At 40.5% G+C, this 25613-nt stretch carries 25 protein-coding genes; 22 read left to right on the top strand and 3 right to left on the bottom strand.

What is annotated here, in order from left to right:
* Positions 1 to 77 precede the first annotated feature (77 nt).
* The 4 genes from ACQKMH_RS18045 to spoIID all read left to right on the top strand — a co-directional run bounded on the left by ACQKMH_RS18045 (position 78) and on the right by spoIID (position 3812).
* Entirely contained in the window at positions 78 to 320 is a 243-nt protein-coding gene (locus tag ACQKMH_RS18045; protein ID WP_101223821.1) for a DUF1146 family protein, read from the top strand.
* Positions 321 to 482: 162 nt separating this feature from the next.
* Positions 483 to 1232, top strand: coding sequence for a YwmB family TATA-box binding protein (locus tag ACQKMH_RS18040; RefSeq protein WP_427588836.1), 750 nt, complete (start codon positions 483 to 485; stop codon positions 1230 to 1232).
* Between the two features lie 32 nt (positions 1233 to 1264).
* The gene (murA, locus tag ACQKMH_RS18035) at positions 1265 to 2566 is read left to right on the top strand and encodes a UDP-N-acetylglucosamine 1-carboxyvinyltransferase (protein WP_230159231.1); all 1302 of its coding nucleotides are present in this window, start codon (positions 1265 to 1267) and stop codon (positions 2564 to 2566) included.
* A gap of 208 nt (positions 2567 to 2774) precedes the next feature.
* Positions 2775 to 3812, top strand: coding sequence for a stage II sporulation protein D (gene spoIID / locus ACQKMH_RS18030; RefSeq protein ID WP_427588835.1), 1038 nt, complete (start codon positions 2775 to 2777; stop codon positions 3810 to 3812).
* Positions 3813 to 3832: 20 nt separating this feature from the next.
* On the opposite strand, the gene ACQKMH_RS18025 is transcribed toward spoIID, so the two are convergent.
* Entirely contained in the window at positions 3833 to 4258 is a 426-nt protein-coding gene (locus ACQKMH_RS18025; RefSeq protein WP_427588834.1) for a VanZ family protein, read from the bottom strand.
* A gap of 152 nt (positions 4259 to 4410) precedes the next feature.
* Between ACQKMH_RS18025 and ACQKMH_RS18020 the strand changes: the two genes are divergently transcribed.
* The 8 genes from ACQKMH_RS18020 (at position 4411) to ACQKMH_RS17985 (ending at position 10955) form a co-directional block, all read left to right on the top strand.
* On the top strand, positions 4411 to 5349 hold the full coding sequence (locus ACQKMH_RS18020; protein WP_427589005.1) for a peptidoglycan DD-metalloendopeptidase family protein: 939 nt from the start codon (positions 4411 to 4413) through the stop codon (positions 5347 to 5349).
* 423 nt (positions 5350 to 5772) lie between these two features.
* Positions 5773 to 6045 carry a sporulation transcriptional regulator SpoIIID gene (gene spoIIID, locus ACQKMH_RS18015; protein WP_034315767.1) on the top strand — a complete coding sequence of 91 codons (273 nt, stop codon included), beginning with the start codon at positions 5773 to 5775 and terminating at the stop codon, positions 6043 to 6045.
* Positions 6046 to 6353: 308 nt separating this feature from the next.
* Entirely contained in the window at positions 6354 to 7355 is a 1002-nt protein-coding gene (locus ACQKMH_RS18010; protein ID WP_427588833.1) for a rod shape-determining protein, read from the top strand.
* A gap of 279 nt (positions 7356 to 7634) precedes the next feature.
* Complete coding sequence (locus ACQKMH_RS18005) at positions 7635 to 8474, top strand: flagellar hook-basal body protein (protein ID WP_427588832.1); 840 nt, start codon at positions 7635 to 7637, stop codon at positions 8472 to 8474.
* A 55-nt stretch (positions 8475 to 8529) separates the two neighbouring features.
* Complete coding sequence (locus ACQKMH_RS18000) at positions 8530 to 9378, top strand: flagellar hook-basal body protein (protein WP_427588831.1); 849 nt, start codon at positions 8530 to 8532, stop codon at positions 9376 to 9378.
* Between the two features lie 172 nt (positions 9379 to 9550).
* Positions 9551 to 9805: a DNA-directed RNA polymerase subunit beta gene (locus ACQKMH_RS17995; RefSeq protein ID WP_230159095.1), complete on the top strand. Its 255-nt coding sequence runs from the start codon at positions 9551 to 9553 to the stop codon at positions 9803 to 9805.
* A 121-nt stretch (positions 9806 to 9926) separates the two neighbouring features.
* Complete coding sequence (gene fabZ, locus ACQKMH_RS17990; RefSeq protein ID WP_427588830.1) at positions 9927 to 10355, top strand: 3-hydroxyacyl-ACP dehydratase FabZ; 429 nt, start codon at positions 9927 to 9929, stop codon at positions 10353 to 10355.
* A gap of 306 nt (positions 10356 to 10661) precedes the next feature.
* Positions 10662 to 10955: a hypothetical protein gene (locus ACQKMH_RS17985; RefSeq protein ID WP_427588829.1), complete on the top strand. Its 294-nt coding sequence runs from the start codon at positions 10662 to 10664 to the stop codon at positions 10953 to 10955.
* A gap of 119 nt (positions 10956 to 11074) precedes the next feature.
* On the opposite strand, the gene ACQKMH_RS17980 is transcribed toward ACQKMH_RS17985, so the two are convergent.
* Positions 11075 to 11509: a YwpF family protein gene (locus tag ACQKMH_RS17980; protein WP_427588828.1), complete on the bottom strand. Its 435-nt coding sequence runs from the start codon at positions 11507 to 11509 to the stop codon at positions 11075 to 11077.
* Between the two features lie 370 nt (positions 11510 to 11879).
* Between ACQKMH_RS17980 and ssb the strand changes: the two genes are divergently transcribed.
* The 9 genes from ssb (at position 11880) to ACQKMH_RS17935 (ending at position 23064) form a co-directional block, all read left to right on the top strand.
* A complete protein-coding gene (ssb, locus tag ACQKMH_RS17975; RefSeq protein WP_427588827.1) occupies positions 11880 to 12242 on the top strand; it encodes a single-stranded DNA-binding protein in 363 nt (120 codons plus the stop codon).
* 20 nt (positions 12243 to 12262) lie between these two features.
* Positions 12263 to 12559 carry a hypothetical protein gene (locus ACQKMH_RS17970; RefSeq protein ID WP_427588826.1) on the top strand — a complete coding sequence of 99 codons (297 nt, stop codon included), beginning with the start codon at positions 12263 to 12265 and terminating at the stop codon, positions 12557 to 12559.
* 293 nt (positions 12560 to 12852) lie between these two features.
* Positions 12853 to 13857 (top strand): ABC transporter ATP-binding protein, encoded by a 1005-nt coding sequence (locus tag ACQKMH_RS17965; protein WP_427588825.1) that lies wholly within the window; start codon positions 12853 to 12855, stop codon positions 13855 to 13857.
* On the top strand, positions 13838 to 14806 hold the full coding sequence (locus ACQKMH_RS17960; RefSeq protein WP_427588824.1) for an ABC transporter ATP-binding protein: 969 nt from the start codon (positions 13838 to 13840) through the stop codon (positions 14804 to 14806). The genes ACQKMH_RS17965 and ACQKMH_RS17960 overlap by 20 nt, the downstream gene beginning before the upstream one ends.
* Positions 14807 to 14848: 42 nt before the next feature.
* On the top strand, positions 14849 to 16465 hold the full coding sequence (locus tag ACQKMH_RS17955) for an ABC transporter substrate-binding protein (RefSeq protein WP_427588823.1): 1617 nt from the start codon (positions 14849 to 14851) through the stop codon (positions 16463 to 16465).
* Between the two features lie 114 nt (positions 16466 to 16579).
* Positions 16580 to 17584 (top strand): ABC transporter permease, encoded by a 1005-nt coding sequence (locus ACQKMH_RS17950; protein ID WP_427588822.1) that lies wholly within the window; start codon positions 16580 to 16582, stop codon positions 17582 to 17584.
* Between the two features lie 12 nt (positions 17585 to 17596).
* Positions 17597 to 18499, top strand: coding sequence for an ABC transporter permease (locus tag ACQKMH_RS17945; protein WP_230159085.1), 903 nt, complete (start codon positions 17597 to 17599; stop codon positions 18497 to 18499).
* Positions 18500 to 18700: 201 nt separating this feature from the next.
* Positions 18701 to 22435, top strand: coding sequence for a S8 family serine peptidase (locus tag ACQKMH_RS17940; RefSeq protein ID WP_427588821.1), 3735 nt, complete (start codon positions 18701 to 18703; stop codon positions 22433 to 22435).
* 212 nt (positions 22436 to 22647) lie between these two features.
* Entirely contained in the window at positions 22648 to 23064 is a 417-nt protein-coding gene (locus ACQKMH_RS17935) for a hypothetical protein (protein ID WP_427588820.1), read from the top strand.
* Positions 23065 to 23205: 141 nt separating this feature from the next.
* On the opposite strand, the gene ACQKMH_RS17930 is transcribed toward ACQKMH_RS17935, so the two are convergent.
* Positions 23206 to 24651: a PLP-dependent aminotransferase family protein gene (locus ACQKMH_RS17930; RefSeq protein ID WP_427588819.1), complete on the bottom strand. Its 1446-nt coding sequence runs from the start codon at positions 24649 to 24651 to the stop codon at positions 23206 to 23208.
* 128 nt (positions 24652 to 24779) lie between these two features.
* On the opposite strand from ACQKMH_RS17930, the gene ACQKMH_RS17925 reads away from it, so the two are divergent.
* Entirely contained in the window at positions 24780 to 25391 is a 612-nt protein-coding gene (locus tag ACQKMH_RS17925) for a LysE/ArgO family amino acid transporter (RefSeq protein WP_427588818.1), read from the top strand.
* Positions 25392 to 25613 lie beyond the last annotated feature (222 nt).

The following is a 25613-nucleotide window of genomic DNA, read 5'->3' as shown; positions in this document are numbered from 1 at the left end:
ATTCTTCCTTTTTAATTCCAAATACTAAGGGGTTTTGTGTTAGAATATAAGACGGGTGTCTTTTAGGAGGTATGTACATGTTTTCAGCAATGGGACAGCAAGCTTTAACAGGAATAATTGCGCACTTGTTTTTCATTGCAGTTACCTGGTGGGCTCTACAGGCATTACATTTTGATAAAATTTTAAGATCCAATTCGGTCATCAAGGCCAGGGTTTTATATATTTTATTAACGGTTGCCATCGGTTCAGTTGTGAGTAATTTCTTCCTTGACTACCTGGGATTTGCAAACCAACTCCCCTATATGTTTAGTAATGACTGATAAGCTGTAAAGCTCTGCTTATAGCAAAATATGATTCTACTCTTGTATTCGCCATGCTTCCCCTGCAACTTTTTCAGGTGGAAGGTGTCACCAATTGTCGGAAAACTCGAAGTATGATCTCTCTCCTTATGGAAATAATGTTTAAAAGGGGAGGGATTTAACATGTATAATTTGAACAAAAAAATGTTAATATACATAATATTTCTTGGTTTAATGGTGATTTTAATTGGGAATAGTACGATTGTGGCAGAAAACAAACCAGATATAGTAAAATTGGTGGGACTGTTACAAAAGGATAAGGATTTAGACATAGGAAATTGGTCTGTTCTCGCTAGAGAAATAAATAAAGAGATTGCTACTAAACAAGAGTTTGGAAGAGAAGTTTCAGCTTTGAAGCAAAAATACCCTCAATTTCAATGGCATCGGAAAGATGATGCTTCCGGCTGGAAGGCTGAGGCGTTAGCTTACAATGTCGATTCAGGTCTAACCGAGTCTATTAAAATAATGACAACGGAAGAGGAATTTGATAAAGTTACCTATGTTATTTACGAAGTGAAGGGACAAAAATGGGAAAAAGCTAATTCAACGTTTTTTACAACTACGTTCCAGAACAGGGTGAATGACCTATTTATAGGGACTCCTTCAATTTTTTCTTGTATTAAAGGGTCTATCAATGATAATATGGATTCGGTTTTAAACTCTAAAACTGAAGACCTGTTAGATATGTTCCAAGCAAGGGAAATTGAGAGTGTGCATGAAAAAAACTTTACATCTATATCTGCACATTCAACATTGTTTAAACAACCTTTGACAAAAGAAAAATTAAATTTGCAGTTTGGGCTACGGACAGAAGGATTGGGTGACCGAACGAACTTTGTAGTTGGCACACCAATCATAACGTTTGAATATTAATATAGAGAAAATGGACGCGGAGGGGAATACTTTTGGAAAAAATCATCGTCCGCGGCGGAAAAAGGCTTAGCGGGACAGTTAAAGTAGAAGGTGCTAAAAACGCCGTTTTGCCAGTTATCGCTGCAACATTATTAGCAAGTGATGGGAAAAGTATCATTAAAGATGTTCCTACGCTCTCCGATGTATATACAATCAATGAAGTATTGCGCAACTTAAATGCAGATGTTGCCTTTCATGACAATCAAGTAACTGTAGATGCATCAAGAGAGTTATTAGAAGAAGCACCATTTGAATATGTACGTAAAATGAGAGCTTCCGTTTTAGTGATGGGCTCATTACTAGCGAGGAATGGCCGGGCCCGCGTTGCTCTTCCTGGTGGCTGCGCCATCGGATCACGTCCTATCGATCAGCATTTAAAGGGTTTTGAAGCGATGGGAGCAAAAGTGAAGGTCGGTAATGGTTTCATTGATGCCGAGGTAGAAGGAAGACTTAAGGGTGCAAGAGTGTATCTTGACTTCCCGAGTGTGGGTGCCACTGAAAACATCATGATGGCAGCAACACTTGCTGAAGGTATAACTATTCTTGAAAATGTGGCCAAAGAGCCTGAAATTGTAGATCTTGCGAATTTCCTTAATAAAATGGGTGCCAAAGTCAGAGGTGCTGGTACGGGTACGATGAGAATCGAAGGTGTCGATAAATTATATGGCACTGAACATGCGATTATACCTGACCGTATCGAAGCTGGTACATTCATGACAGCGGCTGCTCTTACTGGCGGCAATGTTCTTGTTCAAGGAGCTGTACCTGAACACCTTACTTCCCTTATTGCTAAAATGGAAGAAATGGGCGTTAAAATTCTTGAAGAAGAAGATGGATTACGCGTCATCGGTCCAAAAACCTTGAAGGCCATTGATATCAAAACAATGCCGCATCCTGGTTTCCCGACTGATATGCAATCACAAATGATGGCATTATTATTGCGTGCTGAAGGAACAAGTATGATTACGGAGACCGTTTTCGAAAACCGTTTCATGCATGTTGAGGAATTCCGTCGCATGAATGCCAATATTAAAATCGAAGGTCGTTCTGTTATCGTTAATGGTCCAACTAACATTCAAGGGGCAGAAGTAGCTGCAACAGATTTACGTGCCGCGGCAGCACTCATCCTGACTGGATTGGTTGCAGATGGCATTACTCGTGTTACAGAATTAAAGCATCTTGACAGAGGATATGTGAACTTCCATGGTAAATTGGCATCTTTAGGTGCTGATGTGGAACGTATTAACGAAGATGTACCTGCAGAAACGAAAAAAATTGCCGATCTAAACGCTTAAGATATTTATAAAAACCATTCATGTTTGAGTCATTGAAACATGAATGGTTTTTTTTGTTTTGTTCCAGAATTTGCGGCCTCCAGCTAAATCGTTGTTTGTTTTTCTATTCATAAAAGCTTGTCCTTCGACATACATTTGTTATGTAAAGATACCTGCTGGATGTGGAGATTTTACGGCAGAGAAAACAAGTGTAGGGAGGCTCAGGAATTTGAAAGCAATCAAACCGATGATCGTACTATTCATAGCAGTAGCATTCGTAATTATCATGATTCCAGCAGTGCTTGTGCTTCCATTTTCAAATGATAAGACAAGTGGGGAGTTAGCCGAACAATTAGAAAAGAACGTGAAGAAGGAAGGTAAAGAAGTAAGTGCTAATGAAATGAGTTCCGTAGAAGTTGCCGTATACCGTACATCTGCAAAAAAGATTGAAAAACTGCCAATTGAATCGTATTTGACTGGTGTGGTTGCAGCTGAAATGCCAGCGGATTTTGAAGAAGAAGCATTGAAGGCACAAGCGCTGACGGCGAGAACTTACATTGTCAATCAGCTCATAAGTGAAACTCGTTTGGGCTTACCGGACGGTGCTGATGTAAGCGATACTGTCATGCACCAAGTATATATGAATAATGATGAGCTAAAAAAGCAGTGGGGCTCTGATTATAAATGGAAGATGAAAAAAATTAATAAAGCAATAAAGGAAACAGCGGGTCAAATCCTAACTTATGAAGGAAAGCCGATTACAGCCACTTTTTTTTCGACCAGCAATGGCTACACGGAAAATTCAGAAGACTATTGGGAAGCGGATTTCCCCTATTTAAAAAGTGTATCCAGTCCATGGGATAAAGAAGAATCCCCCAAGTTTTATAATAAAGTTGTAGTGAATACTGCAGATTTTGAAAGCAAACTGGGTGTAAGTCTATCATCTGGAACAACAATAGGGACTGTCATTAAAAGGACTTCCGGTAATCGCGTGGGTGTGGTGGATATCGGAGGAAAGAAAATGACAGGTAAACAGATTCGTGAAAAGCTAGGGTTGACATCATCTGATTTTAACTGGGAGCGCCAAGGCAACCGCATTGTCATCACGACAAAAGGATCTGGACACGGAGTTGGAATGAGCCAGTACGGTGCAAATGGAATGGCAAGGGAAGGAAAAAACTATGAAGACATCGTAAAGTATTATTATAAAGGTGTTAAAGTTCAGTCTTCAAATAAGTGGCTGAATACGATGACAGCGAAAAAATGAGAGATGGGGAATCCCATCTCTCATTCTTTTGCGCTTATTTTTTCTATAATGGTCAAAAAGCCCCGTTTACGCTTGAAATAATGATATTGGACATGAAAATAGACTGCAGCTACTCCAATGATATCTTTAATGACATCTATTAAGGTAGAGGAGCGGTATGGGACGAAAGATTGGTGGTATTCGTCAATTACTCCGTAAAGGCAAGCGACAAGGGCCGCAAACAGGCTTAAACCAGGTTTCAGTTTTTGGTTTGCAGCAAGAGCCGAAACGAATAAAATGTACAACAGGGCAAATTCGACTAAATGGAGTGCCTCTTTAATAAATCGGTCAATCGAGGATGATGGAAGATCAAGAATCATATCATCGGGATTGCTCGACATTATCCAAATGGCAATCATATATAGAAAAGGCAAAAATGTTAACACGAGTTTAATGGCTTTTTTCATGAATTAGACATCCTTCAACAGTAAGATACCAAACATTTTACCATTCTACGAATAAAATCGGTTTCATTTCCACAAAATAAATCTAAAAAAATTTTTTCCTGAATGTATATAATCTTAACAAAATGTTCAGAATGATTGCTGAGGTGATTAATATGAGAGAGGAAGAAAAGAAACCAACTTCCACAATCCGACGTATACTAAAACAACGTTGGGCATTAGCAGCAATCTATATCGCAAGTGCAGCCATAATCTTAGCCGCGGCCTTCTTATTACAAAATAGTTTTAATGACTCAGCTAAAGATGGCAAAGAGGAATCAGCTGAAACAGGAAAAAACTATGATCAGCCTTCTGTTGAGGTCAACAGCAATCTTGAGACAATCAAGATGCCTGTAGCCGATGCAGATAAATCGGTTATCAAGAAACAATTTTATGATGTGAATGCGGATGAAAAGGCACAAGAAGAAGCATTGGTTTTCTACAACAATAGATATGAGCAAAACAAAGGTATAGACATTGCAATGGAAGATGGAAAGTCTTTCGATGTAAAAGCATCCTTAAGTGGAAATGTAACGAAAGTTCAAGATGATGCGTTACTTGGAAATTTAATTGAAGTAGAGCATGAAGATGGTGTCGTTACTCGTTATCAATCTGTTAAAGACATTAAGGTTGCAGTTGGTGACAAAGTGAAACAAGGACAAGCAATTGCTACATCTGGAAAAAGTCAAATCAACGAAGAGGCGGGCGTGCATGTCCACTTCGAAATCAGAAAAGATAACATTGCGTTAAACCCAACTGATTTTATTGATAAACAAGCTTCTTCCATTCAATCTGCAACTGGAATGGAAGGCAGTGAACTAGAAGATTCGGCTAACAAAGAAGAAACACCTGCAGTCGAAGAATCTAAAACTGATAAAGAAGAAACACCTGCAGTCGAAGAGTCTGAGACTGGCACGGATGAAACGCCAGCCGTTGACGAAACTGACGAGAGCACTGATTTAGAGAATGGCACTGATAAAGAAGGCTCTACCCCAGGTGAAGATACAACTGAGGAAAGCGATTCCTTAAAAGATTCGTTAAATCAATCTAATTAATAATAAAATCAAAACAAAAACCTTAAGCGTTACGAATGACAACAACTGAAAATTTGGTAAAAGGAAGCCGTTCATTTTGAACGGCTTCCTTTTTTTCTTTCGAGGAAATATTGGGCAATTTGCTGAAATAGTAGAATTTGTGACAAATTTCTCGGGAAATAATTTGTTCCAAAGGAAAATAAATAGATAAAACTAAGAAATAAATCCAAACCTCCTGTCCCATTAGGCATATATTCTTAACCAAGCTAATAAGATGTTATAAACCATGCAAAGAGAGTGTTTGAGGTGAGGAATCGTTTATTACAAATTATCTAATAGGTGAATAATTCTATCTTTCATTGTTTATAGGGCAGCGGTATTCGATTCGAAAAATACGAATCTCATTTCACACTTCTCACATCCAATTTGGGGAGGTCGAGTGGTGTGCACGATTACATCAAAGAAAGAACTATCAAGATAGGAAAGTATATCGTGGAAACTAGAAAAACAGTCCGCGTCATTGCAAAAGAGTTTGGAGTCTCTAAAAGTACAGTGCATAAAGACTTAACTGAGAGGCTGCCAGAAATTAATCCAGATTTGGCTAACGAAGTGAAGGATATATTGGATTATCATAAATCCATTCGTCACCTTAGAGGTGGCGAAGCAACAAAATTAAAATATAAACGATCTGAAAGAGAAGAAGAAATCGTTAAATAATCACTGATATCATTCCGGTATTTGGAAGGTGATCGGGCAATCAGGAGATGGATAAAGGGACATGAAAATGTGTCAACTTTTTTTCTGATTTTTGACTCCGATTCCGTGCCGGGATTTTTTTTATGGGGACAGGCGGGAAATAGTACTTATGGTATTGAAATTTAATACATATTGGGATTTTAGGTAAAAATAGTCTCTGTTAGTGATTATTTATAATTCATACTTACTTGTGTCAATGCAATATGGTAAAATAAACAATTAGGACAGAAGTAGGTTATATGTGAGGATATTCAAGGAGGATTTAAGAAATGTTTGCTAGAGATATTGGGATAGATCTTGGAACAGCCAATGTTCTTATACATGTCAAAGGTAAAGGAATTGTGTTAAATGAGCCATCGGTAGTAGCGATTGATAAGAATACAAACCGTGTTCTTGCTGTCGGGGAAGAGGCTCGAAAAATGGTAGGCCGTACTCCAGGAAACATCATCGCAATTCGTCCTTTAAAAGACGGGGTCATTGCGGATTTTGATGTAACAGAATCGATGCTTAAGCATTTTATCAATACATTGAATGTGAAAGGCTTTCTTTCAAAGCCTAGAATTTTGATTTGCTGCCCGACAAACATAACAAGTGTCGAACAAAAAGCGATAAAAGAAGCTGCTGAAAAAAGTGGTGGGAAGAAAGTATTCCTTGAAGAAGAACCAAAAGTGGCTGCAATCGGCGCTGGTATGGATATATTCCAACCAAGCGGCAATATGGTCGTAGACATTGGCGGCGGTACAACCGATATAGCCGTTCTTTCAATGGGGGATATCGTTACATCTTCTTCAATTAAAATGGCCGGTGACAAATTCGATAATGAAATTTTACATTATATCAAGCGGAAGTATAAGCTTCTGATTGGTGAACGTACAGCGGAAAACATTAAAATCCAGGTTGCAACCGTCTTCCCTGGTTCACGTAATGAAGTCATCGATATTCGTGGGCGTGATATGGTAACAGGATTACCTAGGACCATTTCGGTCAACTCTGAAGAAATTGAGGAAGCCCTTCGCGAGCAGGTTTCGATCATTGTACAAGCTGCGAAAAGCGTACTTGAGCGGACACCACCTGAACTTTCAGCTGATATCATCGACCGTGGCGTCATTTTAACAGGTGGGGGAGCATTGCTTCACGGCATTGACTTACTACTTGCGGAAGAACTCAAAGTCCCAGTACTCGTTGCAGAGCATCCAATGGACTGTGTAGCAATTGGAACTGGAATCATGCTTGATAATATGGATAAATTGCCACGCCACAAGTTCAACTAAAAAGCGGATGGAAATCTGCATCATAAGATAGGGGTCTAAGGTTCAGACAAACATGAGGCATAGTGAAAGTGCGTGCAGTTCTAGTACTGATGAGCAATAGGCCCTCTTCTTTTAGTCGATAATTTAACACCATTCCTTTAAATCTGACCTAGCCTAAAATACAGACAAACTCTTCTGCCTAATGCTTTTCTTTTTTCCTTAAGATACTGATGTTCATGACCGATAAGAAAGATATGAGAAATTGAACGGATAAGTTATGTTGAATGAGGAGTGAAGAAGATGTTAAGAGGTTTTTATACAGCTGCTTCCGGGATGCTTACACAGCAAAGGCGTACGGAATTGCTCACAAATAATATGTCCAATGCAAATACAACGGGGTATAAGGCGGATCAAACAAGTGTAAGGTCATTTCCGGAAATGCTTATTAGCAACATGGATGGTAAAACCATTCCCACGGAGAACAAATTGAGTATGCCTACTTTATCCAAGGTTGGGGGGCTCAGTACCGGCGTTTACGTACAGGAGGCTAACCCTTTATTTACCCAGGGTACATTGGAGGAGACCCAGCTTAATACAGATATTGCCTTGGCTGATGAAAACCTTCCAATCAATGAAGAAACCGGTCGGCAAGGATCGGTGTTTTTTACTGTTCAGGATGGTGATGGTAACCTTCGTTATACGCGCAACGGCAGTTTTACTCTAGATGGAAAAGGTTATTTAACTACCCCTGCTGGTCATTATGTATTGAATAATAGTAATGAGCGGATCAAGCTTGATAGCGATCGGTTCACGATAACGGAAAACGGTGTTCTTTTAGAAGGAAATGTTCAAACGGCACGTCTGGGCATCGGTTATTCAGATAATCCATCATCACAGCTCATGAAGGACGGAGAAGGACTTTATAAGGTTTTGAATGATGGGGAATTGCCAAGCGCATACGCAGCCTTAGAGGTCGGTTTTTCTACTAAGCAAGGCTTCCTTGAAGGCTCTAATGTCGATCAATCGAGAACGATGACAGAAATGATGTCGGCATACCGTTCTTTTGAATCGAGTCAGAAGGTCCTTCAAGCCTATGATAAAAGTTTGGATAAAGCGGTCAATGAAGTTGGCAAGCTTTAAGTGAACATTAGAGGAAAAGCGTCTTTGGAAAATTGAACATGTAAGGGGAATATCCATGAATCGGACCATGATGACAGCGACGAATACGCTGAACCAACTTCAAAGTAAACTTGATCAAATAAGTAATAATATCGCTAATGTGGACACGACTGCCTACAAAAAGACCCAAACGAGTTTTAACGACCTATTGATACAGAGTTTCAATAATCAGCCGAGTGAGACGAAGGAAAAAGGGAGGCTGACCACACCTGGCATTCGACAGGGAACAGGTGCTAAGATAAGCCAATCTCAATTGGTGCTATCGCAGGGAGCCTTAAAAACGACGGACCGTAACCTTGATGCAGCATTCACCAGGGAAGACCAATTCTTCACTGTAAGCGTTAAGGATGATAAAGGAATCAATACAAGGCTTACACGGGATGGTGCCTTTTATTTATCTCCCAATTGGAATGATCCAGAACAAATGGTGCTCGTTACCTCTGCAGGACATCAAGTCCTTGACGTAAATGGAAACCCGATCCTTATTGACGGAAGTATTAAAGACATTAAGATCTCGGAAAATGGCTTAGTGTTGGTGGATACCGAAGAATACGGCGAAAAGAGTTTTGAGCTCGGCATCGTCTCGGTCAAGAAACCGCAATTTCTTGATCAGCTAGGCGGAAATTTACTGGGCCTTCCTGAAAACATCGATGCCTTGGGTGTTACAAAAGATGATATCATGACTGCACTAACTGGGAATACGCGTAATCAAATAGCTGTCCGTCAAGGCACTCTGGAGTCATCAAATGTCGACCTTTCCAAAGAAATGACGGATCTGATCAATGTTCAGCGTTCTTATCAATTTCAATCCCGGGCAGTTACGATGGCTGATCAAATGAGTGGATTAATCAATGGAATCCGTTGAGTTTTCTGGAAAATAAAATGCTTCCCTGCGGAATTATAGCAAATCGGTTATAATGAATTCATAACAAAGAGAATCGTTTGTGCCTATCATTTTGCATAGCTGCCGAATTTCTGGAGTATAGAGAAAAATCAGTCGGCGAGTTTTCTTAGAAAAAGGAGCTTTCACATTCTATATGGAACAAAATCGTGTAATGAGACAACAAATTGAAGAAGAGATAAAGGAAGTTGAGACGAAACCGAATCGTAGAATCAAGGTCCGTCTTTTGCCAATTTGGCTTCGTTTACTCATTGTTATCGGATTGATTTTCATTGCTGTATTGTCCGGGGCACTTTTAGGTTACAGTGTGATCGGGGGAGGACATGCAATGGATGTTTTCCAAAAATCCACATGGACCCATATTATTGATATAGTGAACAAGGGTGCATAGTGCCTTGTCTTATGAGGCAGTTGCCGTCGGTTTTTGATTATAGTACATGGCAACTACGTCTCTGTCCTTTAAGGCAGGGGCACGTTTACGTTATTGAAAAAAAATCTCAGGAGGAAAAAATATGCTTGATATCACGCAAATAAAGGAAATCATTCCGCATCGTTACCCATTCTTATTAGTGGATCGGATCATAGAAATAGATGAGGGGAAAAGAGCGGTAGGTTTGAAGAATGTCTCAGCTAATGAAGAATTCTTTAATGGGCATTTTCCGGATTATCCAGTTATGCCAGGGGTATTAATTGTCGAGGCTTTAGCGCAAGTCGGCGCTGTAGCCGTTTTGAAACAAGATGAATATAAAGGACGTCTTGCATTTTTCGCCGGAATTGATAATTGTCGTTTTAAAAAGCAAGTAAAACCAGGTGATCAGCTGCGTCTTGAAGTTGAAATAGTGCGTATGAGAGGCTCGATGGGCAAAGGGAAAGCGGTCGCAACGGTGGATGGCGAAATAGCATGTGAAGCCGAAATCATGTTTGCTTTTGGTGACAAATAAAAAAAAGTACATTCATTTTTATAAAATGGATTAATATGACTATATTTCAAAAAAGGTTTAGGGGATCGTGCAGCAGTGTATATATGAAAGAGGCGCTGCATTGCTTATAAAAAGCAAAAGCAGATAAGTTCCTTTCTATTCTCCCTTTGAATGCCGGACATTTTATATGTCCGGCTTTTTTTATGATGAAATTCCTATGAAAGATGAGATCGGTGGTTTTTCTTTTTAAATTTAAAATAGGACGCAAGTTATTTTCACATTCGGGCAAAATAGCTAATGATTAAGAAAGAAGGGAGGTTGCCAAAAATGATGAAGAAAAGAATTTTTGCACTACTCGGGGGTTCTTTATTATCCATAATGTTCCTTGCTGGATGTGGAACGAATGATAATGATAACAATCCCGCACCTGAAGATGATAACAACATCATTGAAGATGATAAGAATGGTGTAAATGATAACAACGGCACAGATGATAACAACATCAATGATGATAATGATGATGGAATGATTGACAACGACGATAATAATGACGTAAATGACACAGATGACACAGATGACTTGATTGACAACAATGATAAAAAAGACGACAACAATAAGTAATTAGCACAGATTGAAAAAGACTGGCTTAGGTAAGAAGAGGATTATCATCCTTATTCGTCTAAGTCAGTCTTTTTTTTGTGTGTATTCGATTAGGGGAATGGGATATAAGGGAAGGGCCTTTATTTATTCGTGGCCAATTTAGGCTTTGAGCGGATTTTTTGCTTGAACTCATTTATTAGCTCTTCGCCGGATAGACCTTTTTGGACCAAATCTTCAAGAAGAAGTTCTGCATATTTGCTACGCGTTTTTTGGATGTGACCAACGAATAATAGGCTGTAATGGTTGCCTACTTTTCTTATGGTGCGTAAGACAGTGTGAAACAAAGCCGGTTCATTGTCCTTTTTGGTAATGACGGCTTGAATATACACCTCTCCGTCAATCTTGGGAAGTGCGTGTTCAAGCTCATTGAAATGACTTTCTTCTACAAATGCTTCCAGTAACCATGTTCTAGCATCGTTTTCTTTATTAATGATTAGCCCGTCTGTCAATGCAATATCAATCAAGTGTAAATTCTCAGTAACAATTTGCAACGAGATTAATTTAAATGATTTCATCTAATTCCTCCGTTTCTTGCCAGAAGAGCGTTAATTACCCCTCTCATTGTAAATGTAAATCTACCCCCCGAAATGATTCAAATGATTAATCCTTTTTAAGGTAATTATATCATACTAAAAAACTGTCCCTTAATGAAATGAAAACCCAACAACTGTCTAAATTATGAACGATAGAATAAAATTTTGCAAAATATTTAATTTTGTTAACTTTTCGTTTTTCACGTAATTTCAAACGATAAAAATGGATTTTGAACAGCTTCAAATCGATTTTTCAAGAAGAAAAAGGCAGGAGAAAGGTCATTTCATCCATTTTTTAATTAAGTCGAGAATGAGTATGATATAAGCATGATAAACAGAAAGGAGTGAATAGATGATCAACCAAGTTACCCTCGTCGGCAGGCTTACGAAAGATCCAGAATTAAGATACACCCCTGACGGTAAAGCTGTTTCCAATGTCACGTTAGCGGTCAACCGTAACTTTCGAAATACTGTTGGTGACTATGAGGCTGACTTTGTACAATGTATCATATGGAGAAAGTCGGCTGAAAATACGGCTCAATATTGTCAAAAAGGTGCATTAATCGGTATCACAGGCAGAATACAAACGAGAAGATATGAAAACAAAGAGGGTAAAAATGTATATGTAACTGAAGTGGTCGCAGAGATGGTTCAATTTATTGCAACTAAACAAAATGATGCTAAGCCACAGGATTTTCAACATATTGGTTTATAAGTCTTACGTGGAGGTTGATCATGAGCGAAGGAGATAAGGTTTGCCTCCGGGCAGGAGCAGCCTCGATTTTTCAGACAATACAAAATAATAAGCGCATGGAAGAACTCATTAGCGATTTAATTCGTCTTGTAGCGAAGACCCATGTGAAAGCTTCGGATAATGAATATGAATTAGTACAGATTAAATTGATGCTTGCTCAATTGGTATCTCAAAACAAGTATTTATACGACCATAATGAAAAATTAACGGAACGTATTTCAGCTCTTGAACAAGGCGAAGGATGTTTCGGTGACAGAAAAAAACTCCGTAAAGCTTGATTGCAGCATAAAGCTCATTTTCCCCCTTTCATTCCCCAAAGCAAATAAGCTTTTTCCTCGCTGGAAACTCCGGTTTACCTGCAAAAGGTATCAAATAATTGATTCCCCCCCTTTTCGATGGCTGCAAAAATGCAGCCTTTTTTTCATGCCAAAAAGTCTGTTTTTTAACAAAATAAAAAAATTATTCTGTGAAATTAGAATTTTTAGAAAATATATTGTAATATTTTAATTTTGATGCAATAATAAACCCAATAATATAATTGGAAAAAAAGTTATATATAGGAAGTGATACGATGGACGAACCAATTATTAAGGTGAATGGGCTTCGAACCAGTTTTCGTACAGACGATGGGGTGATCCCTGTCGTAAATTCAATCGATTTTCATGTCAATCCTGGTGAGGTTTTAGGGATTGTTGGAGAATCAGGATGCGGAAAAAGCGTAACTTCTTTGTCTATCATGGGACTGGTTCCTTCACCGGCTGGTAAGGTGGAGGGAGAAATCCTTTTTAAAGGAGAGAATATCGCAAACGCTTCTGAGGTGAGGATGAGAAAGATTCGCGGAAATGACATAGCGATGATTTTTCAGGAACCGATGACAAGCTTGAATCCAGTTTTCACTATAGGCGAGCAGCTGGTGGAGACGCTGCGGATACATAAAAAATGGAACAAAAAGCAGGCCCGTCGTAGAGCCGTGGAAATGTTGAAACTGGTTGGGCTTGGCCGTGCCGAAGAATTGATCGATGAATATCCTCACCAGCTTTCAGGTGGGATGAGACAAAGGGTCATGATTGCCATGGCCATGATCTGCGAGCCAAAACTTCTTATAGCGGATGAACCGACAACGGCTTTGGATGTGACGATTCAGGCACAAATCTTAGAGTTAATGAAGAACTTAAATAAAGAAACAGATACAGCAATCATGATGATTACCCATGATCTTGGCGTTGTGGCGCAAATGTGTGAACGTGTCATTGTCATGTATGCCGGCAAGGTAATAGAGGAAGGAAATGTGCAAACGATTTTCCAAAGTCCTAAGCATCCGTATACGGTCGGATTACTTCAGTCGATTCCAGATATGCGGATTAAGAAAGAACGTCTTTACTCGATCCCTGGTAATGTTCCAAAACCTGGGACAGGCAACCTCGGGTGCCAGTTTGCCCCTCGTTGCTCCCATGCCATGGAGCAATGTATAAGTGAGACCCCGTCTCTTTTGGAATTTGATGATGGCCAGCATGTTCGTTGCTGGCTGTATGAAGATGGGAAAGGAGAAGCCTTGCATGAATCAAACATTGGTTAAGGTAGAAAACCTAAAGAAGCACTTTCCGATTAAAGGAGGCGTCCTAGGAAAGACCGTCGGAGAGGTCAAAGCCGTAGATGGCTTGTCTTTTTCCATTTACAAAGGGGAAACATTAGGTCTTGTCGGGGAAAGCGGTTGCGGTAAATCGACAACGGGAAGATTACTGCTTCGATTACTTGAACCGAGTGAAGGGAATGTCTATTTCGAAGGAAAGGACCTGACGACTTTATCTTCCCGTGAAATGAGAAAAATGCGCCGTGAAATGCAGATGGTCTTCCAGGATCCATTCGCTTCCCTCAATCCCAGGCATACTGTTGAAAAGATATTGGAAGAACCGCTTATCGTTCATGGGGTAAAAGATAAAAAGGTGCGTAAAGCCCGTGTACAAGAGCTTCTTAAGGTTGTTGGTTTAAGCAGTTACCATGCTAAAAGGTATCCGCACCAATTTAGTGGGGGCCAACGGCAACGTATTGGCATTGCAAGGGCACTTGCGGTCAACCCTAAGCTGATCATCGCCGATGAACCCGTATCTGCACTGGATGTATCGATTCAGGCCCAGGTCTTGAACCTCCTGCAGGATTTGCAGGAAGATTTTGATTTGACTTACCTTTTCATTGCCCATGATCTGGGAGTAGTAAGGCATATCTCTGATCGTGTCGGTGTCATGTATCTTGGGCATATAGTTGAATTGACGGAAAGTGAGGAACTGTATGAAGATCCTCTTCACCCTTATACCCAGGCCTTATTATCAGCAGTGCCGATTCCGGATGTGGAATACAAGGGAGATAGGGTAATCCTTCAGGGCGATGTTCCAAGTCCATCAAACCCGCCTAGCGGTTGCCCATTCCATACGAGGTGCCCGAAAGCGATGGTGGAGTGCAACTCGGAAAAACCAGTTTTGCATGAACATAAACCTGGTCACTACGTTGCTTGTCATTTATACAACTGACATGACGTATACATAAATTCGTAAAAAATAAGGGGGAAGAATATGAAGAAAACATTGGCATTATTGTTGACTGGTATCCTGGCTCTTTCGCTAGCGCTTGCTGGATGCTCCTCGTCTACATCAAAAGAGAAAGATGATGGTAATGGGGGATCGAGTGAAGCGAAAGGCGGCGTATTGATTTACGGTAAAGGCGGAGATGCTGTCGGTCTTGACCCAGCTATCGTAACGGATGGTGAATCATTCATCGTCACACAGCAGATTTTTGAAACGCTTGTGAAATACGGAGAAGATAATACGGAAATAAATCCTGGTCTTGCAGAATCATGGAAAGTGTCTGATGACGCCAAGACATACACATTCAAATTGAAAACCGGAATCAAGTTCCATGATGGTACGGATTTCAATGCGGATTCAGTCGTAAAAAACTTTCAACGCTGGGCAAAAAGTAAGGACGAAGGTAAATTTGCTTACTACGCCTCTATGTTTGGCGGATTTGAAGGTGATGAAGGACATGTTATCAAAGAAGTAAAAGCTATCGATGACAGCACGGTGGAATTCACTTTGAGCCGTCCGCAGGCACCATTCCTGAAAAATCTTGCCATGCCTACATTTGCAATAGCCAGTCCGACAGGATTTGAAAAAGAGGGAGACAATTTCACTAAGAATCCATCTGGAACAGGTCCTTTCAAATTCAAATCATGGAAACCTGGCGATACGATTGAAGTTGTGAAAAACGATGACTATTGGCAGAAAGGACTGCCAAAACTTGATGGAATCACGTTTAAAGTCATTAAAGATAACTCTGCGCGTTTAAATGCTGCAATCAAAGGTGAAATCGACTTAATGGACGGGTTGAACCCAAGTGATATCAGCAAAGTTACAGGAGATGACAAATTGCAAATATTCGAACGGGCATCCATGAACGTTGGGTACTTTGCTTTCAATGTTGAGAAAGAACCTTTCAACAAAAAAGAAGTGCGTCAGGCCATCTCCCATTTGATCAACAAAAAGGAAATCATTGATAATTTTTACGAAGGCACAGCAGAGCCTGCAAAGAACCCAATGCCGCCATCTATTTCTGGCTACAACGATAAAATCGAAGACTATGATTACGATGTTGAAAAAGCGAAAGAATTGCTGAAAAAAGCTGGACTTGAGGATGGATTTAAAATGGATCTTTGGGCAATGCCGGTACCGCGTCCATATATGCCAGATGGTCAAAAAGTGGCCGAAGCCATTCAAGCAAGCTTAAAACAAGTCGGCATCGAAGCAAATATCGTTTCGTACGAATGGGCTGCCTATTTAGAGAAAGTACAGGCTGGTGAAGCTCAATCCTTCATGATGGGCTGGACAGGCGATAATGGAGATGCGGATAACTTCCTTTATACTTTATTGGATAAAGATAATATCGGCTCCAACAATTATGCTCGCTATGCAAATGATGAAGTTCATGAGCTATTGATTGAAGCGCAGTCCACGGCAGATGAAGCCAAGCGTAATGAGTTATATGAAAAAGCTCAGGAAATTATCCATGATGATGCTCCATGGGTTCCACTTGTCCACTCTTTACCGCAGCTAGCCGGATCCAAGACAGTCAAAGGGTTTGTTCCACATCCAACTGGTTCTCAATCCCTTGTTAACGTTTCACTAGAAAATTAACCGTACGAACCGGGTAGTATGTAGTCTTGCATGCTTCCCGGTTTTGTTATGGAATGCATTTCAAAATGATCGAGGGCGCTCAAAGGACCCTTATGTAAAAGGCGGGTGATTGTTTTGTTTTCCTATACCGTACGACGTTTAGGATCTCTCATTCCAGTGTTACTCGGAATGGCGTTTATTGTATTCATGATGATTCGGGCAATTCCTGGAAATCCTGCACAGGTGATTCTAGGTCAGCAAGCAACAAAAGAGGCAGTCGAGGCAATGACAAAGGAACTGGGTTTGGATAAACCATGGTTCATTCAATTTTGGGATTATTTATCAGGCCTGTTACAGGGGGACCTAGGTGTATCGTTAAAAACGAATAGTCCTGTTTCTGAGGAAATAGGGCCATATCTAATGGCAACGATTGAGTTAGCACTGATTGCCATGATCATTGCAGTGGTCATAGGTGTAAATGCAGGGATAATATCAGCTTGGTTCCAGAACTCATGGTTTGACTATGCAGCGATGGTGATTGCGTTGATTGGATTGTCCATGCCGATATTCTGGCTGGGATTAATGGAGCAATACATCATCTCAATTCAATGGGATTTACTTCCTACGACAGGTCGGGACAATATCAGGGATCCAGTCGAGGCCATAACGGGCCTGTATTTGATTGATACGCTCGTTGCTGGAAGAGTTGATCAGTTTTTCGAAGTGATCAAGCATCTCATTTTGCCGGGAATTGCGTTAGCGACCATTCCGATGGCGATAATTGCAAGGATGACGCGTTCGTCCATGCTGGAAGTAATGAGATCGGATTTCATTCGTACGGCTCGTGCTAAGGGGATGAAAATGTTTTGGGTTGTATACAAGCATTCCTTGAAAAATGCTTTAATTCCAGTGGTGACGGTAATCGGCCTGCAGACAGGATTACTTTTAGGCGGGGCCATTTTAACGGAAAATATTTTTGGCTGGCCAGGCATCGGTACATATATTTATGATGCTATACTTTCCCGGGATTATCCGGTCATACAGTCGGGGATTCTCGTCATCGCCTTTTTGTTTGTCATGATTAATCTAATTGTGGACTTGTTGTATGCAGCGATCGATCCAAGGATTAAGTATAAATAGGGAGGGAAACTCATGCCTGAAATAGCAACGAATACATCGCCAATCCTTCCTCCCAAAGAGGCAGAGGAAAAAGTCATCTCTCCCTGGAGGGAAGGGTGGAAAAGTTTTAAGAAAAATAAGGTGGCACTTGTTGGTCTGGCGATTGTTTTATTTTTCATCTTAATCGCCATTTTCGCACCGCTTATTGCACCGTATTCATTTGAGGGGCAAAAGCTAAGTGATAAACATTTGGCCCCATCTGCAGAACATTGGTTTGGAACGGATGAATTTGGCCGTGATATTTTGAGTAGGGTCATCTATGGCTCGCGCATATCGATAGGAGTCGGCTTTTTATCTGTAGCCGGGTCTGTCCTGGTTGGGTCTTTTCTAGGAATCATTGCCGGGTATTACGGAAAGTGGATAGATACAATCATATCGAGGGTCTTTGACATCATTTTAGCCTTTCCAAGTATCTTACTTGCCATTGCGGTAGTAGCCGTTTTAGGACCATCACTTCGCAATGCACTCATCGCCATAGCCATCGTCAATGTCCCGATATTCGGCCGTCTTTTACGCTCACGGGTTTTAACGGTGAAAGAAGAGGAATATGTTACGGCTGCGAAGGCAATTGGAATGGGAGATGGCCGGATTCTCCTCCATCACGTCCTTCCCAATAGCCTTGCACCGATTATTGTTCAAGGCACCTTGGCGATTGCTACTGCCATCATTGAATGTGCAGCACTCGGCTTCCTCGGTTTGGGGGCACAACCACCAGCGCCAGAGTGGGGAAAAATGCTTGCCGATTCAAGATCTTTCATCATTCAGGCGCCTTGGACGGTTCTTTTCCCTGGCCTTGCGATCATGCTTACGGTACTCGGCTTTAACCTAATGGGAGATGGCCTGCGAGATGCGTTGGATCCAAGGATGAAAAATTAGAGGTAAGATGGTGGTGTTTTTTAACATCACCGTTTTTTTATTTTTAAAAAACTATGAAAATATGAAAAATAATAACAATATCCTAGTTTGAAATAGGAAAATAGTGACTATTCTCTCTTAAAATCACCCCAAAAGTTGTGATACTTTTATACTTAGTAAGAAAATTCCAAAAATTGATTATTTTAGAGGAGGAAAAGTTCATTGATTAAACGAAGCTTGTCCATTCTAGCAATCTTTCTATTAGTATTTACTGCAAGCGTTTCCGCAGCCAAGCTCCCAGATTCCCCGAACGGTTCGGGTGATGGAAAGAAGAATCAGGAAAGTATTCTAAAGCTGAAGAAAAACGACTTGGAGAAGAAATACAAAAGTAACGAGAAGGTCAGGGTCATCGTTGAGATGAAGGAAGCCCCGGCAATAGAAATAGCTTCGAAAGAAGGGAAACTTTTTAAACAGTTATCGAAAAATAAGAAACAACAATTAAAGTCCGAAAAGTTAGCTAATCAGAAGAAATTGAAAAACAAGGTGAAGGACAAAAAAATCGCTTTCAAGGAAATGGAAAGTTTTACGACGGTCGTCAATGGGTTCAGTGGTGAACTTCAGTATGGTGATATCAAAAAAGTGGAAGCCATGCCTGAAGTTGCTGAAGTACATATAGCAAACGAATATGAACGTCCAGTTGAAAAGCCCGAGATGCTTTATAGTAAGGAACTTATCCAAGCCCAGGAAGCTTGGCGGGAATATGGATATACAGGGGAAGGGATGGTCGTGGGGATTATCGATACTGGAATCGACCCATCTCACCGTGATATGGTCCTGAACGATGAGAATAAAGCAGAACTCACTGAAAGTGAAATTAACGGCATGAAGGAATCTAGCCATCTATTAGGCAACTTTTATACGGCGAAGGTACCATATGGATACAATTACATGGATGAAAATGAAGAAATCCTTGATCTTGGTGAAGGAGCCTCCATGCATGGGATGCATGTCGCAGGAACTGCGGGTGCCAATGGAGATGAAGAGCATGGCGGAATTAAAGGGGTGGCTCCCGAAGCCCAGCTTCTTGCTTTAAAGGTATTCGGAAATGATCCCGCCATGCAGACAACATGGGGTGATATTTATATTAAGGCAATTGATGATGCAATCATTCTTGGGGCAGATGTGCTAAATATGAGCCTTGGTTCCACTGCAGGTTTTGTATCAGCAGAAGATCCTGAGCAGCAGGCCGTATCGAGAGCTGTTGATAATGGGATCCTGATGTCGATTTCAGCAGGAAATTCGGCTCACTTTGGAAACGGATTTGCAAACCCATTAGCTTCAAACCCGGATATTGGCGTTTCAGGCTCACCTGGACTTGCTTATGATTCGGTACAAGTGGCATCTGTCGAGAATAATTATATGGATTTGGATGCAGCGACTTATGATATAAACGGACAAGCAGGAAAAGCTCCGTTCATGTCGGCTTCAAGCGTACATCCCAATGCTTTGAAGGATAAAACACATGACTTGGTTGCTGCAGGCCTTGGAACGCCAGAGGAGCTTTCCAAAGTGGATGTTAAGGGCAAGTTCGCCCTCATCGAACGTGGCACGCTTTCTTTTATAGAAAAAGCGCAAAATGCCCAGGCAGCAGGAGCGACAGGAGTCATTATTTACAATAATGCTGACGGATATATTTCCATGGCCACAGATCCAAGCATCACCATTCCACAGCTGTTCATGTTGAAGTCGGATGGTGCCAAGCTGAAAGCGGCCTTAACGGATGGAGAAAAGGTGAAGGTTACCTTTAATGGTGATAAAACAAAAGCGGTGAATCCAGAAGCAGGAAAAATGAGTTCATTCAGTTCATGGGGTGTAGCACCAAATCTGGATTTCAAACCAGAAATCACGGCACCAGGCGGACAAATTTACTCGACGTTGAACAACGATGAATATGGTATGATGAGCGGCACTTCGATGGCAGCACCTCATGTTTCCGGTGGTTCTGCACTGGTTCTTGAAAGGGTGGATAAAGACTTTAAATTAAATGGATTTGCCCGGGCCAATTTGGCTAAGAACCTGATGATGAATACTTCGAAACCATTAACGGATCAAGGTGTCGTCAATAAAGCACTGGATTGGGAAAATCCTTATTCGCCTCGCAGGCAGGGAGCCGGAATCATGCAGCTTCAATCTGCTTTGTCCACGCCAGCTGTCGTGACGGAGGCATTTACGAAAGAAGCGAAGGTTGCCATGAAGGAAATCGGCAATAAGTTCGCCTTTACTTTGAAGGTTGAAAACTTCAGTAATAAAGCAGTCAAATATGATGTAAAAGGAAATGTCCAAACAGACTATGCCATTCAGGGTCAAATGGGTTATTCCGCTAATCAATTAGAGGCACAGGAAATTCAGGACGCTTCGATTAAAATCAATAATAAAAATACAAACAAGATTACCGTACCTGCAAAAAAATCCGTTACATTTGAAGTGAAAGTGGACATATCCAATGCAAAAGTACTTGGCGATGATCTTCAGACTCTTGTAAACATTGACAAGGTCTTTCCAAATGGATATTTCGTTGAAGGGTTCATAACATTGAAGGATCCAGCTGACACTAACCCGGAATTGCATGTTCCGTATGTAGGGTTTAAAGGGGAGTGGGACAAAGCCCCAATCCTGGATGGCACTAAATATGATAAAGAGTCTTTCTATGGAATGGCAGGAGGAGTATCGACTGCTGGTGAAGATTTCACTTATCTAGGTTACGACCCTGCGGGGAAAACATTCAATGGCAAAAATATTGCGATTTCTCCAAATGGTGATGGTGCACAGGATGACTTCGTGCCGGTCCTATCATTCTTAAGGAATGCAAAAAAGGTAGAATATAATATATTGAATGGTGAGAACAAATCAGTCCGGAAACTTCGCACAGAGAATAATGTACGTAAGGATTATTATGATGGCGGACAAGGGACCGCATACACACTTGATCCGGCCCGTAAATGGGATGGTAAAATCAATAATGCAATGGCTAAGGATGGGGTCTATTATTTTGAAATCAAAGCGATGATAGATTACGAGGGTGCAAAATGGCAGACATTTAAAATGCCTATCAAAATCGATACGGTAAAGCCGACAGTCAAGATTTCGAAAAAAGGCAATGTATTAACCATCCAAGGTAAGGATAATTTGAATGGTTCAGGGCTTGCTTATTACGATGTACAAGTCGATGGAGCATCCATCATGGAAGAGCCGCTCCCGGCGAATACGAAACAATTCACCCTGCCTGATGTAAAAGGGGAAAAGGTTCAGGTTGTGGCAATTGACTTTGCAGGTAATGAAAAAGCGGCTGAAACTGAATTGGCCAAAGATTCAGCACCAATCGATAATCACGCACCTGCTGTTAAGATCAAAAGTCCTGAAGCCTTGAGCGTTAACAATAAAAATAAAATCAAAATAACAGGGGATATTGAAGAAGCGTCAGAAATAAAAGAATTTAAAATCGACAATAAAACGGTCCCTGTAACGTATAACAAGACGAATAATAAATATGAATTCTCATATGAAAAGAAATTTGAAGAGGGTGTCCAAAGCTTCACGGTTAAAGCAACCGATAAATGGGATAACACGGTTTCCTTTAAACGGACGATTATGATCGATGTAACGAAGCCAGGTTTAAAAGTTAAAGGTGTACCGGAAACTGTTGGAGTCAAAGGCAAAAATCCAAAAGTGGACGTGACGGTAGAGGATAATTTCGATGAAATCCGCCTTTACCTGAACGGAAGCGAAGTGTTCTATCATGAATTCAAGGAACCATATAAAATGCGTGCCTATAAGAAGAAGATAGAGGATTTGGAACTGCCGCTTAAATCAGGCAACAACAAGTTTGAATTTAAGGTGACTGATCTTGCAGGAAATGAATCGAAGAAATCCTTTAACATCAATAAAGCAAAAAAATAACGAAAGGCAGCCCTCTTATCCAAGAGGGCTGTTTTTTCCCGAGTATGGATTTGATGAATGAGTTCTTTAGTGATGTTTATGGGGTAGTTTGCTACGTTTTCACCGTGCAAATATGGAAATCCATTAGTGAGGAATTATTTTCATTATCCGGCAGGTATATGGAGTAGGATAAAAGAATTAGGTATAAAGAATCTATTAAAAGGAGGGTATCTATGAATTATAAGAAGAAATCCAGCAATAAAGGAAGTAGTCTAGGAATTACAGTGAAATTCGAAAGGAGAGGAAGCGACAGGTCATATCTTACAAAAACGAGTTTCTTTGATGCACTTCAGCACCTCCATTCTCCCTTTGAAAAGGATCCCCGCTCAGATTCACCCTATCAGGATTTTCCTCTATGTCAGGAGGTAACCCTTTCTTTTTGTGAAAGAGGTGCTAAAACATCTATTAATTATGACCCCCACCAAGAAAAAATCATCATTGAGGAAAGTTCAGAGACATATCAGCCGAATAAGGGTGAGGCGCTTACTGCAATCCTCGATCATATCATGATCAATCATGGCTATCACCATTCTTTTTTCATCATCCAGCAAAAAGAGCGGAACGTAAAAATGAAAGTTGCTAATCCGTGATATCATCCTCTAAAGCTGCAGGACATTGTAAGGTATGAGACTTCCGTTAAATGAAACGTACGCAAAGTTACTTTACTCAATAAGGATGGAGCTGCCACGGCAGCTCCTCGACAAGATGAGCGTCTCCTATCCTTCAAGATGTCAAATCAACCGGCGAATGATCTTTGAGAGGGTTTGAATACCATAAGCTAACTCTTCCTCAGACGCATATGAATATGATAGCCGAAGGTGTGTATTGTTGCTTGGTTCATATATGTACCCCGGATTAATGAGTATGCTCTCCTTTATCGCCAGCTTGAAAAGGTTTGGATTCACAATTGGTTTACATAATTTTAACCATATATAAAATCCGCCTTGGGGTATTTGCCATTCAGCTATTCCCTTAAAATATTGATTGAGAAGAGTTAATGTAAAATCTCTGCGTACCTTCAACTCATACCGCAGCCACTCTAAATGCTTTGAATATTGACCACTCGTTAACCATTCAGCCACAAGATGTTGAGATAGTGCACTTGAACCGTAATCCATTTGCATTTTAATATCTGCTAACCTTTCAATCACCGTTATTGGACCAGCGATCCATCCGATGCGCAGCCCGGGGCTTAATGTTTTGGACATGCTGCCAATGTACAAGACAAGGCCATCAGTATCTTGGGATTTAATAGGTAGGGGCGGTTCATTTTCAAACCATAGGTCACTATATACGTCATCTTCAATAATCGGAATCTGTTCTTTATTGCAAATGGATAAGAGGTTTATTCTTTCTTCTTTTGTCCATGTAGTATTGGTTGGGTTGTTAAACGTTGGCACGGTATAAAAGAGTGACGCTTTCTGCCTACCATTGATACGCTTTATTTGAGTGGGAATACTTTCCCGGCCTTGTTTTGATAAGCCTACTAAATGCATGCCCGCAGATTGAAAGGGATGCACAGAATTTAAATAAGAAGGGGACTCATGTAAAATCATTGATCCTTTCTGAAGTAAACCCACCGAAATCAACTGGAGTGCCTGAAGCCCCCCTGACACGATCATGAGGGAACTGGGGTTGGCGATTACTCCTTTTGACTCTAAATAATCACTTATACTTTGGCGAAGGCCTTTATCACCCTTGGGTTCAGAATAGCCTAATGAGTGAGCATCAAAAGATGTGGTTTGCAAAGTCTTTTCGATTTTTTTTGTAGGCAATAGAGATGGAGAAAGTTCTCCAGTGCCCAATCTGATGATGGCAGTGTCCGTTTCATATTGATTAATGTCCTGAATCGTTTTTAAATTAGGCTCATGAAGGCCGTTCCGTACATAGTTTTTCCAGTCGGGCTGTTTGCTGGAGACAAGCACATTCCATGTGTTATTAGAAACAAATGTACCGGACCCAACCTTGGTTTCCAGTAATCCGTCTGCAATTAACTCCTCTATAGCTGAAATAATGGTACTTCGGTTCACCCCAAGAGAATCGGCCAATGAGCGCTGTGATGGAAGCTTGGTCGCAACTGGCCATTCCCCTCGTGTAATTTGTTGTTGCATCCATTCTACTATTTGTTGGTGAAGTGATCGGTTAGAAGGCCGATTTGGTTTCCATTCTATAAACATACGAAAACAGCTACTCCTTTCATGTTCTAAATTCCTGATAAATTGGTTGGGTTTAAAACCAACCAAATGGATGGTCAATTCCCTTGTGTTTTTCATTATACTGAATATGAAAGGAGGGAGGTGTTTGTATGGAACCATTTTTCCATGGACTAATATTGGCATTAGGGCTGATACTGCCATTAGGGGTACAAAATGTATTTATTTTTAATCAAGGCGCAATTCAACCTACCTTAAAAAAAGCTTTGCCTGCAACGATCACAGCTGCCATTTGTGATACATTACTCATTCTATTAGCCATTCTAGGTGTTTCGTTGATTGTCATGCAATATGATTGGCTGCGTCTTTCATTAATCATAATCGGAGTTATATTTTTAATATATATGGGTTTTCAGATTTGGTTTGCCAAAGGGAACCCACAATCCGGTGCTCAAACTATGCAGATGTCCACCAAAAAACAAATTGTATTTGCTTTATCTGTTTCATTACTGAATCCACATGCAATCTTAGATACGATAGGTGTGATTGGTTCAAGCTCACTTGTATATTCAGGAACGGAAAAAACGATATTCACGGTAACATGCATCCTTGTATCATGGTGCTGGTTCCATGGATTATGTCTGGCGGGACGAATGCTGAAAAAAGTAGATACATCAGGCCGTTTCCTAAGAATATTAAATAAAATCTCTGCAGTCATAATCTGGATAACGGCTCTCTATATGGTGAAATCCATTTTTGCTTAGCTAATAAATGACATCATTCAAACTGGACTAATCAGTCATAGGCTAAAAGTGAATCTTCCATCGGTAGTTTGGAAGTTATGTCCGGATTAGGATTTACCCAATTACCCTATTAAACGAGATGGGTGTTTTAGTAAAGTATCTGAGGTGCCAATTTTGTAGCGTTGCTGCTGGAATGGACGTAATCTTAATAAAAAGGAGAATACATATTCGATATGTATTCTC

Source organism: Peribacillus sp. NPDC097895 (assembly GCF_050277555.1).
Lineage (GTDB): Bacteria > Bacillota > Bacilli > Bacillales > DSM-1321 > Peribacillus.
The sequence above is the reverse complement of the archived record's forward strand: the minus strand, read 5'-3'. Positions and strand labels throughout refer to the sequence as shown.